General features: G+C 67.8%; 8 protein-coding genes and 1 pseudogene. 5 read left to right on the forward strand and 4 right to left on the reverse strand.

Features of this window, described 5'->3' with window-relative positions:
- Window positions 1–451 precede the first annotated feature (451 nt).
- Window positions 452–2,794 carry an autotransporter outer membrane beta-barrel domain-containing protein gene (locus AC07WJ_RS11610; RefSeq protein WP_494934720.1) on the forward strand — a complete coding sequence of 781 codons (2,343 nt, stop codon included), beginning with the start codon at window positions 452–454 and terminating at the stop codon, window positions 2,792–2,794.
- Between the two features lie 157 nt (window positions 2,795–2,951).
- Here the strand turns inward: AC07WJ_RS11610 and AC07WJ_RS11615 are convergent, their stop codons facing one another.
- From AC07WJ_RS11615 to AC07WJ_RS11625, 3 genes and pseudogenes are all read right to left on the reverse strand, one after another.
- On the reverse strand, window positions 2,952–3,515 hold the full coding sequence (locus tag AC07WJ_RS11615; RefSeq protein ID WP_494934721.1) for a dihydrofolate reductase family protein: 564 nt from the start codon (window positions 3,513–3,515) through the stop codon (window positions 2,952–2,954).
- Complete coding sequence (gene rnhB, locus AC07WJ_RS11620) at window positions 3,512–4,129, reverse strand: ribonuclease HII (RefSeq protein ID WP_494934722.1); 618 nt, start codon at window positions 4,127–4,129, stop codon at window positions 3,512–3,514. The genes AC07WJ_RS11615 and rnhB overlap by 4 nt, the downstream gene beginning before the upstream one ends.
- A 263-nt stretch (window positions 4,130–4,392) precedes the next feature.
- Window positions 4,393–5,614 (reverse strand): annotated as a pseudogene (locus tag AC07WJ_RS11625) (PA0069 family radical SAM protein).
- Window positions 5,615–5,776: 162 nt separating this feature from the next.
- On the opposite strand from AC07WJ_RS11625, the gene AC07WJ_RS11630 reads away from it, so the two are divergent.
- From AC07WJ_RS11630 to AC07WJ_RS11645, 4 genes are all read left to right on the forward strand, one after another.
- Complete coding sequence (locus tag AC07WJ_RS11630) at window positions 5,777–6,811, forward strand: ArsR/SmtB family transcription factor (RefSeq protein WP_494934723.1); 1,035 nt, start codon at window positions 5,777–5,779, stop codon at window positions 6,809–6,811.
- A complete protein-coding gene (gene metF, locus AC07WJ_RS11635) occupies window positions 6,811–7,728 on the forward strand; it encodes a methylenetetrahydrofolate reductase [NAD(P)H] (protein WP_494934724.1) in 918 nt (305 codons plus the stop codon). The genes AC07WJ_RS11630 and metF overlap by 1 nt, the downstream gene beginning before the upstream one ends.
- 51 nt (window positions 7,729–7,779) lie before the next feature.
- On the forward strand, window positions 7,780–11,544 hold the full coding sequence (metH, locus tag AC07WJ_RS11640) for a methionine synthase (RefSeq protein WP_494934725.1): 3,765 nt from the start codon (window positions 7,780–7,782) through the stop codon (window positions 11,542–11,544).
- A gap of 217 nt (window positions 11,545–11,761) precedes the next feature.
- Window positions 11,762–13,342: a glycosyltransferase family protein gene (locus AC07WJ_RS11645; RefSeq protein ID WP_494934726.1), complete on the forward strand. Its 1,581-nt coding sequence runs from the start codon at window positions 11,762–11,764 to the stop codon at window positions 13,340–13,342.
- Window positions 13,343–13,406: 64 nt separating this feature from the next.
- Here AC07WJ_RS11645 and AC07WJ_RS11650 read toward each other — a convergent pair whose 3' ends face one another.
- Complete coding sequence (locus AC07WJ_RS11650; protein WP_494934774.1) at window positions 13,407–15,359, reverse strand: potassium transporter Kup; 1,953 nt, start codon at window positions 15,357–15,359, stop codon at window positions 13,407–13,409.
- Window positions 15,360–15,652 lie beyond the last annotated feature (293 nt).

Here is a 15,652-nt window from a genome sequence, read left to right on the forward strand (position 1 = left end):
TCTCAGTGAATTTGACTCATTGCCGGAATGATTGTCATCACTTTGCACGGATTGAGACTCAAGTTCCACGACATCAGGAAACCAAGCGACCGTCGCAGCCGCAACCGCGGCCCGGTGGCGGTTGCGCGAAAGGGCGGACGCCGCCGAATGCGGTTTCCGGGCATTGATCAGCATGACTTCGAACGGAACACGGGCGCGGAGCCGGGCGGCTGCGGGGACCACGGCATGGCTGCCCCGGAGGCTGGGAACCGGGCACGATGAGGGGCGCGTTTCTTCCCGCAGCGGTCTGCGCGCCCTGGCTCTTGCGGGCTGCTCGATCCTGGCCCTGGGGCTCGGCTGCCTCGACCGGGCAGGGGCGCAAAGCGTCAGCATATCGGGCGAAGTCGACCCGGGCGCGCCGACCTCGCCCGTCTGGACCGTTTCCGGCCCGCTCACGTTCGGCAACGGTTCGATGACGATCGCCGGCGGTGGCCGTGTCCTCTCGGACGGCGCTTTCCTCGCTTATTATATGGACACGACCAGCGCCGCGACCGTCACGGGGGCGGGCTCGACCTGGACCGACTCGAACGAGATCATGGTCGGCATCTGGGGACGCGCCAGCATGACCGTTTCGGCGGGCGCGACTGTGGTCAGCGACGCGGCGAGCATCGGTCTCTATAGCGGTTCCAACGGCGTCGTGACGGTAACCGGTCCCGGCTCGACATGGACCATCGCCAATTTCCTCATGATCGCTCCGAGTGGCGACGGCACACTGACGATCAGCCATGGCGGTGCCGTTTCGAGCGGCGATACCGGCGTCGGTGACGGTAGCGCTACCGGCAGGGTCGTCGTCAGCGGCGCGGGTTCGACCCTGACGGCCAGGACGCTCGGTATAGGCGGCTTTGGGACCGGCATCCTGACCATTGCCGATGGCGGCAAGGTGTCGGTCGGGACTGCCGGTTCGGGTGTCGTCACCCTTGGTTCCCATGGGGGCACCGGCACGGTGAATATCGGCGCGGCGGCCGGCTCGGCCGCCGTCGCGGCCGGCACGCTGGAAGCCGCGGGGCTGCGATTTGCCGGGGGCGCCGGCACGCTCAATTTCAACCACACCGACAGCGCCTATGTCTTCGCGCCGCAAATCATCGGCGCGGGCACGATCGAACAGCGGTCGGGTACGACCATCCTGACCGCCGACAATTCCGGCTTCACCGGCCAAACCTCGGTGTCCGGCGGCAAGCTGGTCGTCAACGGCTCTCTCGGCGGAGCGCTGGCGCTCGGCGCCGGCGGCACGCTGGGCGGCAGCGGCACCGTGTCAGGGGTGACGGTCGGCGCCGGCGCCACCTTGGCGCCGGGCAATTCGATCGGCACGCTCAATGTCGCGGGCAACGTGGCCTTCGCCGCCGGCTCGCGTTACCAGGTCGAGATCGATACGGCCGGACGGAGCGACAGGATCGCCGCCACCGGCACCGCGACGCTGGCCGGCGGCACGGTGGATGTCGTCAAGGCCCCGGGCACCTATTTGCCGGGCACACGCTACACCATCCTGACCGCCGCGGCCGGGGTGACAGGCACCTTCTCGGGCGTCACACAGGACCTCGTCTTCATCAGCCTCGGCCTGAGCACCGACGCCAACAACGTCTATCTCGACATCGGCCGCAACCAGCTGGCCTTCGCCTCGGCCGGCGTCACGCGCAACCAGATCGCGACGGGCGGCGCGGTCGAGGCGCGCGGCGCGGGCAACGGTCTCTACGACGCGGTGGTCCAGCAGGCGAGCGCCGCCGGTGCCCGCGCGGCTTTCGACGGCCTGTCCGGCGAGATCCATGCCAGCGCCAGGGGCGTGCTGATCGAAGACAGCCGGTTCGTGCGCGACGCGGCGATGGGCCGCCTGCGCGCGGCCTTCGGGGCCGCCGGCGCGGGGCGTGGCCAGGTCACCGCCTATGCCGCCGATGGGCCGGCGAGCGCGTCCGCCACCACCGACCGCTTCGCGCTGTGGGGCCAGGGCTTCGGTTCCTGGGGGCGGAGCAATGGCGATGGCAATGCCGCCCGTCTCAACCGCTCGACCGGCGGCTTCCTGATCGGCGCCGACGGCCTGGTTCTCGACGCCTGGCGGCTCGGCCTCGTGGCCGGCTACAGCCGGTCGAGTTTCAACGCGCGCGAGCGCGCCTCGTCGGGGGCGAGCGACAATATCCATCTCGGCGCCTATGGCGGCGGCCAATGGGGCGCGCTGGCGCTCCGCGCCGGTGCCGCCTATACGTGGCACGACGTCACGACGAGCCGCACCGTCGCCCTCTCAGGCTTCGGCGACAGCCTGAAGGCCGGCTATAAGGCCGCCACCACCCAGGTCTTCGGCGAGCTCGGTTACGGCATCGCACTCGGAGCAACGCTGGTCGGCCGGCTGGCCTTCGAACCCTTCGCCAATCTCGCCTATGTCCACCTGTCGGCGGATGGGTTCGGCGAGAAGGGCGGGGCTGCCGCCCTGACCGGCCGTGGCGAGGCGAGCGGCGTCACCTTCTCGACACTCGGCCTGCGCGCCGCGTCGGACTTCATGCTGGGCGCGGTGGCCGTGACCGCGCGGGGCACGCTCGGCTGGCGCCATGCGTTCGGCGATACGGTGCCGGCGGCAAGTCTCGCTTTCGCTGGCGGCGGCGCATTCTCGGTCTCCGGGGCGCCGATCGCCGGGAATGCCGCGGTCGTCGAGGCCGGCCTCGACGTCAGGCTGACGCCGGCGGCGACGCTCGGGCTTTCCTATGGTGGCCAGTTCGGCTCCGGTGTCACCGACCAGACGGTCAAGGGGACCTTCGGCCTCCGGTTCTGACGGGGCGGAGGGCCGGGGCCAGGCGCAGCGCTTGTTCGTCTTGGCCGGCCTCGGGCCGGCCATCCACGAATTGCCTTGCCCACGGAAAGACGTGGATGGCCGTGACAAGCACGGCCATGATGGATGGGGCGGCTGGCTCGGCCTCGGCGCCGTGGCCTCACGCCGCGACGCTGACCTCCGGCGGCCGATAGCGCAGGCGCACGATGCCGGCGCCGAGGACCTTGGAGCTGACCAGGTCGAGGCGGGCCCGCGCGGCAAGGCCACGGCTGAGCGGGACGCCGTCGCCGAGCAGCATGGGAATGACGAAGAGGTCGAGCTGGTCGATGCCGCCGGCCGCGATCAAGGCGTTCTGCAGGCAAGGGCCGCCGGCGATCCAGGCCGGACGGGTGGAAGCTGCGCTTGCCCGCAAATGCCGGATCAGCGCCGGTACGCCGGAGGTCCAGGCGGCGACGCGCGGCTGCGGCATGGCGAGCGGCGCCGAGGTTACGACCAGCACGTCGTGGCGGGCGAAGGGAAAGCCGCCGGCCAGCGCCAGGCTGCGCTCATAGGTGGCCCGGCCAATGACCACGGTGCCGACGCCCGCGAGGAACCGGCCGTGGCCGGGATCCGGTGTTTCGAAGGGCCGGGGCCAGTCACCGCCATCGCCGGCGACGAAACCGTCGAGACTGACGTTCATCGAACCGACGATCTGCGGGGTGGACGGGTCGCCCGGCTGGGTCATCGATTCCTGAGGCTCCCGAAGGTCATGCGGTGATGGGCGGTCGGCCCGTGCGCCGCGATCGCTTCGCGGTGGATGCGCGTGCCGTAACCCTTGTGCACTTCGAAGCGATAGGCCGGGTAGGTTGCACCAACATGGCGCATCAGCCGGTCGCGGTGGACCTTGGCGATGATCGAGGCGGCGGCGATCGAGACCACCAGGGCATCGCCGTCGATGATCGCTTCCCCGGATATGCCGAGCGGCAGGGCGGGCAGGTCGCGGCCGTCGACCAGCACGTGGCGGGCGGCCACGCCGAGCCGGCAGACGGCTTCCGCCATGGCGTGAAGCGTCGCCTTGCGAATGTCGGTGCGATCGATCCGGGCGGGCGAGGCGGAGGCGATGGCGACCGCGCGGGCGGACGCCATGACGGCGACATAGAGCGTTTCGCGGGCGGCTTCGTCGAGCTGCTTGGAATCGGCAAGGCCGTCGGGAATGGCATCGGGATCGAGAATGACGGCGGCGGCGACCACCGGCCCGGCCAGCGGTCCGCGACCGGCTTCGTCGACGCCGGCCACCGGCACGAATCCCTGGGCGATGGCGCGCCGCTCGATCGAGAAGGACGGGATCTGGATGGCCATGCGGAACTCGGAATTCGGTCGTGTCGACAGGTTGGATGAAGCAGCCGGCGGCGGGGACGGGAGCGTTCCGCCGCTTGCGGGACTGGTTCAGCTTTGCGGCTGAAACCGCGTCCGATCAAGCCGTTGAGTCGAAGAATTCAGAGAATGATTCGGGCTGTTTCGTGGGCGAGACTATGATTCAGCCGCTTCACAGATTGATTCAAGATCCGCGGCTGGGGGCGTCGCACATCACCGGGCGGATGGCCGGCTGCCGCCGTCGTGGCTCAGAACAGGCTCAGCTGCTTGGCCGCCGCGGGTCCTTTTCGCTCGGGAGGTGTGAACAATTCGGTTACGAGCCGCAAGCGCCGCTTGTCGAAACCGAGGCGGCGCGAGGCTACCTCGAAGCGGCGGCCGATCATCCAGGCGATCGGCCCTTCGCCCTTCTGCCTGAGGTGGAAGGTCGCGTCATAGTCCTTGCCACCCCTGACGTCGCGGATCAGGGAGAGGGCATGGCGGGCCGCGTCCGGCCGGTTGGCCACCAGCCATTCGCGGAACAGGTCGCGGATTTCCAGCGGCAGGCGCAGCATCACATAGCCGGCCTCACGCGCCCCCATATGGTAGCAGGCATCCAGGATGCGCTCGATCTCGGCATCGTTGACCGCCGGAATGATCGGCGCCACCAGCACCGCGGTGGGAATGCCGGCCTCCGACAACAGCCGGATCGCCTCCAGCCGCTTGGCCGGGGTCGCGGCGCGCGGCTCCATCGAGCGGGCGAGCTTGCGGTCCAGCGTGGTCACCGACAGCGCCACCTTGGCCAGCCCCTTCGCGGCCATGCGGGAGAGGATGTCGATGTCGCGGGTCACCAGGTGGCTCTTGGTGACGATGCCGACCGGGTGATTGGTCCGCTCCAGCACCTCCAGGATCCGGCGGGTCAGCATCCAGCGCTTCTCGATCGGCTGATAGGGGTCGGTATTGGTGCCCATCGCGATGGTGCGCGGCTGGTAGCCGGCTTCGGCCAGCTCCTTCTCCAGCAGTTCGGGCGCGTTCGGCTTGACGAACAGCCGGGTCTCGAAGTCGAGGCCGGGCGACAGGCCCATATAGGCGTGGGTCGGCCGGGCGAAACAATAGGTGCAGCCGTGTTCGCAGCCGCGATAGGGATTGATCGAACGGTCGAAGGACAGGTCCGGGCTGTCATTGCGCGTGATGATCCGCCGCGCCTTCTCCTCCTGGACGGTGGTAGCGAGCTCCGGCAGGTCGTCGAGCGTGCCCCAGCCGTCGTCATAGGCCTCGCGCTCCTGCTTCTCGAAACGGCCGCTGGCATTGGTCAGCGTGCCCCGGCCGCGCCGCCGGTCCTCGCCGATCGCCGGGCCGGAGGCGAGGTCGAGCGCGCGCGCCGTGCGCGTGCCGAACAAGGCCGCCGCGGCCGCCTCCATGCCGCCGGCGTTCAGCTTGTCCGCGAGGCCGGGGTCCAAGCGTGCCGAGTTGCGTGCCGCGCTGCTTGCCGATGTGCGTCCCATGCCCCGACAGGTACCATTCGTTAACGGCCAAAACAAGAACAAAGAGGGATCAAATGGGAATTTGCTCCTGCCGGAAAGACACCCTTCGCGAAAGCCTCTTGTCAGTTTCGCGATAACGGCATAAAGATATCTTTATATGTGAGTGACGCCCGTGCCGAAGTCTCCCAGCGCCGCTATCCGCGCCCATTCATTCGACGACGCCGTTGCTGTTCTCAGGGCGGTGGGCGAGCCGACACGCCTGCGGCTCCTGGCGCTCGCGGCGGAAGCCGAGCTCACGGTCACCGATATGGTGGATATTCTCGGTCAGTCGCAACCGCGCATTTCACGGCACCTGAAGCTGCTTCTCGAAGCCGGTCTGGTCGAGCGTGTCAAGGAAGGTTCCTGGGCTTTTTTCCGGGCGAGCGGCGAGGGTGCCGGGGCGCGGGCGGTGGAAGCCCTGGTGACGCTGGTCGACCCGACCGATCCGATCCTGACCAGCGACCGCGAACGGCTGGCCGAGGTGCGCGCCAAGCGCTCGGAGGAGGCCCAGGCCTTCTTCCGCCGCCATGCTGCCGAATGGGACAAGCTGCGCGCGCTGCATGTCGCCGAGGAACGGGTCGAGCGCGCCGTCAAGGACGCGCTGTCGGGCCGGCCGGTCCGCGCGCTGCTCGATCTCGGCACCGGCACCGGGCGCATGCTGGAATTGTTCGCCGGCGAGATCGACCGCGGCCTCGGCATCGACGCCAATCCGGAAATGCTGACGCTGGCGCGCGCCGCCCTCGACCGTGCCGGCATCCGCCATTGCTCGGTCCGCGCCGGCGACATCTATGCCCTGGCGCTGCCGCGCGACGCCTATGACGCGGTCATCATTCACCAGGTGCTGCATTTCCTCGACGACGGCGCCCGCGCGGTGCGCGAGGCGGCCCGCGTGCTGCGCCCCGGCGGCCGGCTGGTGATCGTCGATTTCGCCCCGCATGACGTCGAATTCCTGCGCGAGAGCCAGGCGCACCGCCGCCTCGGCTTCGGCCGCGACGTTGTCGAGGGCTGGATGAGCGCGGCCGGCCTGGAGCCGACCGCCTTCCGCAGCCTGGCGCCCGATCACAAGGGCGACGACCAGCTCACCGTTTCCATCTGGGTCGCCCGCGACCCGCGTCTTGTGACCGATGCCCCGGCGCTGCCGGGCGTTCCAGCCGTCGAGGTCGTCTGATGTCCACCTCCTACAGGCCCAGCCGCTACGTTTCGCGCTCTAGGCTCAAGGTCTCCTTCGAATTCTTCCCGCCGAAGAACGACGAGATGGAGGCGACGCTGTGGGAATCGATCGAGCGGCTGGCGCCGCTCGCGCCCTCCTTCGTCTCGGTGACCTATGGCGCCGGCGGCTCGACGCGCGAGCGCACCCATTCGACGGTTCAGCGGATCATCAAGGAGACCGCGCTGAAGCCGGCGGCGCACCTGACCTGCGTCGCCGCCACCAGGACCCAGGTCGACGAGGTCATTCGCGACTATTGGGCGGCGGGCGTGCGCCATATCGTGGCCTTGCGCGGCGATCCCGCCGGCGGCCTCGGCACGGCCTACGCGTCCCATCCCGGCGGCTATGAGGGCTCGCCGGAGCTGGTCGCCGGCATTCGCGCCATCGGCGATTTCGAGATCTCGGTCTCGGCCTATCCGGAGAAGCATCCGGAAAGCGGTTCGATCGACACCGATATCGAGATGCTGAAGCGCAAGGTCGATGCCGGCGCGACCCGGGCGATCACCCAGTTCTTCTTCGATAACGAGGTCTATCTGCGCTATCTCGACCGGGCGCGCGCCGCCGGCATCGCCATCCCGATCGTGCCCGGCATCGTGCCGGTGCAGAATTTCAAGCAGACCGCCGGCTTTGCCGCGCGCACCGGCGCCAGCGTGCCGGACTGGCTCGCCCGCCGCTTCGAGGGGCTGGAGAACGATCCGGCGACCCGCAAGCTGATCGCCGCCTCGGTGGCCGCCGAGCAGGTGCTGGACCTGGTCGATCGCGGCGTCACCGAGTTCCATTTCTACACGATGAACCGTGCCGATCTCGTCTATGCGGTCTGCCATCTCCTGGGGCTGCGGCCCGAGGGCGAGGCGGCAAGCACCGCCGCCGCGGCCTGAACTGCCTTCGCCTTCCGCGCCTTTAGTGCCTCAAAGCTTTGAGTGTCCGAAATGACCCAGTTTCCGCCGCGCCATGCCAACGGACCCGACGTGCTGGCCGCCCTGACCAAGGCGGCCGCCGAGCGCATCCTGGTGCTCGACGGCGCCATGGGCACCATGATCCAGCGCTACAAGTTCGACGAGGCGGATTTTCGCGGCGAGCGCTTCGCCCATTGGGCCCACGACCTGAAGGGCAATAACGACCTCCTGATCCTGACCAAGCCCGACGTCGTGGAGGCGATCCACCTCGAATATTTCGAGGCCGGCTCCGACATGGTCGAGACCAATACCTTCTCGTCGACCTCGATCGCCCAGGCCGATTACGGCATGGAGGATCTGGCCTATGAGCTCAATTACGAGGGCGCGCGTCTGGCCAAGTCGGCGGCGAAAACCGCCGAGAGCCGCGACGGCCGGCGCCGCTTCGTCGCCGGCGCGCTCGGGCCGACCAACCGCACCGCCTCGATCTCGCCCGACGTCAACAATCCCGGCTTCCGGGCGGTGACCTTCGACGGATTGCGCGACGCCTATGCCGAACAGACCCGCGGCCTGATCGACGGCGGCGCCGACATCATCCTGATCGAGACCATTTTCGACACGCTGAACGCCAAGGCGGCGCTGGTGGCGGTCGACGAGGTGTTCGAGGAAAAGGGCGTCAAGCTGCCGGTGATGATCTCCGGCACCATTACCGATCTCTCCGGCCGCACGCTGTCGGGCCAGACCACCGATGCCTTCTGGTATTCGCTGCGCCACGCCAAGCCGTTCTCGATCGGGCTCAACTGCGCGCTCGGCGCGAAGGAAATGCGTGCCCATATTCACGCCCTGTCGAAGGTCGCGGATACGCTGGTCTGCGCCTATCCCAATGCCGGCCTGCCCAATGAATTCGGCCTCTATGACGAGAGCCCGGAAGCGATGGCCGAGCTGGTCGGCGAATTCGCCACCTCCGGCTTCGTCAATATCGTCGGCGGCTGCTGCGGCTCGACGCCCGACCATATCGCGGCCATCGCCAGGGCGGTGAAGGGGCTCAGGACCCGCGCCATTCCGGTGATCGAGCCCAGGCTTCGGCTGTCCGGCCTCGAGCCCTTCGTGCTGACCCCGGAAATCCCCTTCGTCAATATCGGCGAACGCACCAACGTCACCGGCTCGGCCCGCTTCCGCAAGCTGATCACCAATGGCGACTACAATGCCGCGCTCGCCGTCGCCCTCGACCAGGTGCAGAGCGGCGCCCAGATCATCGACGTCAACATGGATGAAGGCCTGCTCGATTCCGAGAAGGCGATGATCGACTTCCTCAACCTGATCGCCTCCGAGCCCGACATCGCCAAGGTGCCGGTCATGGTCGATTCCTCCAAGTTCGGGGTGATCGAGCAGGGCCTGAAGCGGCTGCAGGGCAAGGGCATCGTCAATTCGATCTCGCTCAAGGAAGGCCGCGAGAAGTTCATTGCCGATGCCAGGACCGTGCTGCGCTACGGCGCGGCGGTGGTGGTCATGGCCTTCGACGAGCAGGGCCAGGCCGACACGTTCAAGCGCAAGACCGAGATCTGCAAGCGCGCCTACGACATCCTGGTCGACAAGGTCGGCTTCCCGCCCGAGGACATCATCTTCGATCCCAACGTGTTCGCGATCGCCACCGGCATCGAGGAGCACGACAATTACGGCAACGATTTCATCGAAGCCACCGAGTGGATCCGCAAGAACCTGCCGCATGCCCATATCTCGGGCGGCGTGTCGAACCTGTCCTTCTCGTTCCGCGGCAACGAGCCGGTGCGCGAGGCCATGCATTCGGTGTTCCTCTACCACGCGATCAAGCGCGGCATGGACATGGGCATCGTCAATGCCGGCCAGATGCAGGTCTATGAGAACCTCGACGCCGAACTGCGCGACGCCTGCGAGGACGTCGTCCTCAACCGCAGCAAGGAAGCCACCGAGCGCATGCTGGCGGTGGCCGAGAAGTTCCGTGGCCACGGCAAGGGCGAGGCCAAGGTGGTCGATCTGGCCTGGCGCGAGAAGCCGGTCGGCGAGCGGCTGACCCATGCGCTGGTCAACGGCATCACCGAGTTCATCGAGCAGGACACCGAGGAGGCGCGCCAACTGGCGGCCCGGCCGCTGCACGTCATCGAAGGCCCGCTGATGGACGGCATGAACCATGTCGGCGACCTCTTCGGCGCCGGCAAGATGTTCCTGCCGCAGGTGGTCAAGTCGGCGCGCGTGATGAAGCAGTCGGTGGCCTATCTCCAGCCGTTCCTGGAGCAGGAGAAGCGCGACCTCGGCCTGGTCGACAAGCCGGCCGCCGGCAAGATCCTGATGGCGACGGTGAAGGGCGATGTCCACGACATCGGCAAGAACATCGTCGGCGTCGTGCTCCAGTGCAACAATTACGAGGTCATCGATCTCGGCGTGATGGTGTCGGCGCAGCGCATCCTGGACGAGGCGAAAAAGCACGAGGTCGACATTATCGGCCTGTCCGGGCTGATCACGCCTTCGCTCGACGAGATGTGCCATGTCGCCGCCGAGATGGAGCGCCAGGGTTACGACGTGCCGCTGCTGATCGGCGGCGCCACGACCTCGCGCGTCCATACCGCGGTGAAGATCCACCCGAACTATGCCCGTGGCCAGGCGGTCTATGTGGCGGATGCCTCGCGCGCGGTGGGCGTCGCCTCGACCTTGCTGTCGAGTGACAACAAGCCGAAATTCGTCGCCGACATCCGGGCCGAATACGCCAAGATCGCCGATGCCCATTTGCGCGGCGAACAGACCAAGCAGCGCCTGGCGCTGAGCGATGCGCGCGCCAACAGCCTGAAGCTCGACTGGGCGAACTACCAGCCGCCGAAGCCGAGCTTCACCGGCACCCGGGTGTTCGACGACTACGATCTCGCCGACCTGGTCGCCGCCATCGACTGGACACCGTTCTTCCAGACCTGGGAGCTGAAGGGCCGCTACCCCGCCATTCTCGACGACGAGAAGCAGGGCGAGGCGGCGCGCGGCCTGTTCAAGGACGCGCAGGTCATGCTCCAGCGCATCGTCGGCGAGAAGTGGTTCACGGCGCGTGCCGTGGTCGGCTTCTGGCCGGCCAATGCGGTGGGCGACGACGTGGCGGTGTTCACCGACGAGACGCGCACCGTCTCGCATGCGACCTTCCACACGCTGCGCCAGCAGATCGCCCGGCGCGAAGGCCGCGAGCGCGCCCATATCGCGCTTGCCGATTATTTCGCGCCGAAGGGCAGCAAGCCCGACTGGATCGGCGGCTTCGTGGTCACCGCCGGCATCGGCGAGGACGAGGTTTCCAAGCGCTTCGAGGCGGCCAAGGACGATTACTCCTCGATCCTGGCCAAGGCGCTGGCCGACCGGCTGGCGGAAGCCTTCGCCGAGCGCATGCACCAACTGGTGCGCAAGGAGCTGTGGGGCTACGTGCCCGACGAGGGCCTGTCGAACGAGGAGCTGATCCTCGAGCAGTACCAGGGCATCCGGCCGGCACCGGGCTATCCGGCCCAGCCCGACCACACCGAGAAGGACACGCTGTTCCGCCTGCTCGATGCCGAAAAGGCGATCGGCGTGCAATTGACCGAGAGCCGCGCCATGTGGCCGGGCTCGTCGGTCTCGGGGCTCTATGTCTCGCACCCGGACAGCGAATATTTCGGCGTCGGCAAGGTCGAGCGCGACCAGGTCGTCGACTATGCCGCGCGCAAGGGCTGGACGGTGGAAGAGGCCGAGCGCTGGCTGGCGCCGGTGCTCAATTACGACCCCGGCCTGATGCGTTCGATGAGCCAGGCGGCCGAATAGGGGCGGGGGCCCGGTGAAGCGGGCCCGCGCGAACCCTTGCCCGCGTCTTCACGGATGAGGGGGCTGCGTCGGAGCGTGCCGTGCATTTCGGCGCGAATTGACGGGCCGGCCTCCGTTCAGCCCCTGCCCGGCGCCGCAAGCGGGCGAGGGCTGGCGCGCCAGACGGTCGCGGCAGGCGATGGTTGCTTCGCGCGGTGCCGATGCCGCAGGTTAAGCCGTGCCGTCCGATTCGCGGGTCGACGGGTCATCGCTGCGGGGCCGGGCCTTGTTCATCACCTCCGAAAACGACAAGGCGCCGCCGCTCGGCGTCATGGTCATGGTGTTTCTCGGCGCCTGGCTTCTGCGGGTGGTGCCGGCGGTCTTCCTGCCCAACATTCATCAGCCCGACGAGATCTTCCAGACGCTGGAGCAGGCCCATCGCCTCGTCTACGGCTACGGTTTCGTGCCCTGGGAATTCGAGCACGGCGTGCGCTCATGGCTGCTGCCGGGCTTCCTCGCCGGCGTCATGCAGGCGGCGCGCCTCGTCGGTGACGGGCCGGCCATCTACCTGCCGGCGATCGCGGGGGTGCTCAGCGCCTTGGGCGCGGCGGCGGTCGTCTGCGCTTTCCTCTGGGCCTATCGGCTGTTCGGGCTGACCGGCGCGCGCGTCGCGACGGCCCTGACGGTGTTCGGGCCGGACCTGGTCTATTTCGGTGCCAAGGCGCTGACCGAAGTGGTCGGCGGCCATCTCCTGATCATCGCCATTTTCCTGGCTTTTCCCGGTCGCGAGGTGACCAGCCGCGCGCGTCTGGCCGCGGCCGGCTTCCTGCTGGTGCTGGCCATGGCCATTCGGCTGCAACTGGCGCCGGCCGTCGCTTTCGTCGGTATTTGGGCGCTGGTCCGCTGGCCGCTCGGGCGCGTCGTGCCCTTCGTCATCGGCGGCATCGTCGCCATGGCCGCGGCCGGCGCGGTCGATTGGGCGACCTGGGGCACGCCCTTCGTTTCCTACTGGAACAACTACACCTATAACGTGACCCACGGCGTGGGCATTTTCTTCGGCGATAATCCGCCGTCCTTCTATGCGGTCAACCTGATCATCGCCTGGGGTGGTGCCAGCGCGGTGCTGCTGTTCCTGGTCGTAATGGGCTGGCGCTTCAACCCCTTGCTGCTGGGCGCGGCTCTGGCCATTGTCCTGGCCCACCAGCTGATCGCCCATAAGGAGCTGCGCTTCCTCTATCCGGCGCTGTTCCTTCTGCAGATCCTGGCGGGTTTCGGGCTGGTGCGCTGCGTCGACTGGCTGATCCGGCACGGCGCCTTCGGCGGCGGTGACGGACGGCCCCTGTCGCGCGCCAGGACAGGGGCGGGGATCGGGCTGCTGGTCCTGTTCCTGCTCGGCCGGTTCGCGGGCTATGTCGCGCTGGCGCCGGACGGGCTGGCCTGGTTCGCCAACCGCGACGAAGCGCAGGCCTCGCTGGCGGTGTCGCGGCTGCCGTCGGTCTGCGGTATCGGCACCTATGGCCTGGGCTGGTCCGACACGGGCGGCTATGTCTCGTTCCACCAGCGCGTGCCGTTCTATCAGGCCGCGACCGGGGAGGACTTCGCGGCACAGGCGCCGGCGTTCAACACGGTAATCTATCGCGAGGCCCTGGCGAGCCATGTGCCGATGCCGACGCTCGGCTGCTTCGGCAAGGTCTGCATCGCCCAGCGCAGCGGCACATGCGCGGCCCTGCCGATGAAACCGCTCGCCGCGCCGCCGTCGCTGGCCGGCATCGCGCCCATCAGGCCGTCCTGGCCGCCGGACCCGTCCACCTGGCGCTAGGCCTCAGGGAGACGGCCGGCGCCGGCCGTGCGCGTTGCGCGGTCCTCAGGGGCCTCGTCCGGCTTCAGATCGTCACCTGGGTGCCGACCTCGACCACGCGGCCGGTCGGCAGGTGGAAATAGTCGGTCGCGGAATTGGCGTTCACCGCCATGCCGATAAACACATAGTCCTGCCAGAGCGGCATGCCGAGCTTGCCGGAGGCCTTCAGGTGCCGCCTGGACAGGAAAAACGAGGTCGACATCATGTCGAACTTCACGCCGATCTTCTTGCAGGCGATCAGCGCCTTGGGCACATGCGGCGTTTCCATGTAACCGAACTTGATGACCAGCTTGGAGAAGCTGTCATTGAGCTTCTCGTAGGAGACGCGCTGGGCATCCGGCACGCGTGGCAGGCCGACGCTCTTCACCGCCAGGAACACGTTGTGTTCGTGCAGCACCTTGTTGTGCTTGAGGTTGTGCAAAAGCGAGGCGGGGGCATAGGCGTGTTCCGAGGTCAGGAACACGGCGGTGCCCGGCACCCGGTGCGGCGGGCGCTTCTCAAAGCTCTTCATCAGGTCGGCGAGCGGCACCTCGATGCGCCGGGTCTTGTCGGCCAGGATCCGGGTGCCCATGCGCCAGGTCAGCATCAGGAACATGATCGAGCCGCCGAACAGCAGCGGCACCCAGCCGCCCTCGAGCAGCTTCAGCAGGTTGGCGCCGAGGAACACCCACTCGATGATCAGGAACGGCACGATCAGGCAGGCCGTGGCCAGAAGGCTCCACTTCCAGACGTGGCGGATGACCACGAAGGCCATGATCGAGGTGACCACCATGGTGCCGCTGACCGCGATGCCATAGGCCGAGGCCAGATGCGACGAGGTCTTGAACGACAGGACCAGCAGCAGCACGGCGACCAGCAGCATCCAGTTGATGAAGGGCAGGTAGATCTGTCCGGCATGTTCCTCGGACGTGTACATCACCTTGAGGCGCGGCAGCAGGCCGAGCTGGATCGCCTGGCGCGACAGCGAGAACGCGCCGGTCAGCACCGCCTGGCTGGCGATGATGGTGGCCATGGTCGCCAGGACGACCATGGGCAGGAGGCCCCAGCTCGGCACCAGCAGGAAGAACGGGTTCTGCACGGTCGAGGGGTCGGCGAGCACCATGGCGCCCTGGCCGAGATAGTTCAGGGTGAGCGAGGGAAAGACCACGCCGAGCCAGGCGTTCTGGATCGGCCGGCGGCCGAAATGGCCGAGATCGGCGAACAGCGCCTCGCAGCCCGACACCGCCAGGAACACCGCGCCGAGGGCGACCAGGCCGAGCGTGCCGTGAGTCAGCAGGAAATGGACGCCGTGGACCGGATTGAAGGCCCAGAACACGCCGAAATCGTCGCGGATGTGAATGAGCCCGGCGAGCCCGATGCAGATGAACCAGGTCATCATGATCGGCCCGAAGAAGCGTGCGACATGGGCGGTGCCGTGGCTCTGCACCGCGAAGAACAGCACGATGACGACGGTGGTGATCGGCAGGATATAGGGGTCGAAGACCGGGGTGACGAGCTTGAGGCCTTCCAGGGCCGACAGCACGGAAATGGCGGGGGTGATGGCCGCGTCGCCATAAAACAGCGCGGCGCCGATCACGCCCATGACCACGATGGAGGTGCGGCCGCGGCCGAGCGCCTTCTGGGCCAGCGCCATCAGGGTCAGCGTGCCGCCTTCGCCCTCGTTGTCGGCGCGCAGCAGGATCAGCACATATTTGATCGTCACCAGGATGATCAGCGCCCACAGGATGAGCGACAGGACACCAAGCACCGTCTCGCGCGGGATCGCGGTGAGCGGTCCGGTCGGATGGCCGAGCGCGCCGCCGAGCGCTTCGCGAAACGCATAAAGCGGGCTCGTGCCGATGTCGCCATAGACGACGCCGATCGAGCCGACGAACAGCGCGGCGAAGCTCGCCTGCGGCACATGACCGGAGGTTTCGGCTACGCTGCCGTTGATCGCGTCGGGCGCCTTTGCCGGGTTGCCGGCATCCGCCGGAACCATGCTGCCGGCTGCCGCCGTTTCGTTTGCCATGGATAAGACCTTGAGACGGTCGGATGTTTCATCCGGCCCCGTTTGACACAGGCTTCAAGCGCGGATCGAGGCCCCCGTGGTTCACCCTTCGCCGATCCATCGGTCGGCCGTCGCGCTGCCTCGTTGCGGCGCGCGTCATACAGCATTGCACGGTTGATGATCAACTGGCCATCGTAGAAAAGCCGCAAATCGACGCAGGCCGGACTTGAATTGGGCATTGTTTCCGCCCGCCGCAAGTGGGGTGGAGGCGTCGCGCCGCGGCG

It is taken from the genome of Phreatobacter sp. GW821-FHT04C01 (genome assembly GCF_059420385.1).

Excerpts from the sequence above, each read along its gene's own strand:
- AC07WJ_RS11610 (WP_494934720.1), top strand. The coding sequence starts at position 452 with ATGACGATCGCCGGCGGTGGCCGTGTCCTCTCGGACGGCGCTTTCCTC.
- AC07WJ_RS11615 (WP_494934721.1), bottom strand. The coding sequence starts at position 3,515 with ATGACCCAGCCGGGCGACCCGTCCACCCCGCAGATCGTCGGTTCGATG.
- rnhB (WP_494934722.1), bottom strand. The coding sequence starts at position 4,129 with ATGGCCATCCAGATCCCGTCCTTCTCGATCGAGCGGCGCGCCATCGCC.
- metF (WP_494934724.1), top strand. The coding sequence starts at position 6,811 with ATGTCCACCTCCTACAGGCCCAGCCGCTACGTTTCGCGCTCTAGGCTC.
- metH (WP_494934725.1), top strand. The coding sequence starts at position 7,780 with ATGACCCAGTTTCCGCCGCGCCATGCCAACGGACCCGACGTGCTGGCC.
- AC07WJ_RS11650 (WP_494934774.1), bottom strand. The coding sequence starts at position 15,359 with ATGGTTCCGGCGGATGCCGGCAACCCGGCAAAGGCGCCCGACGCGATC.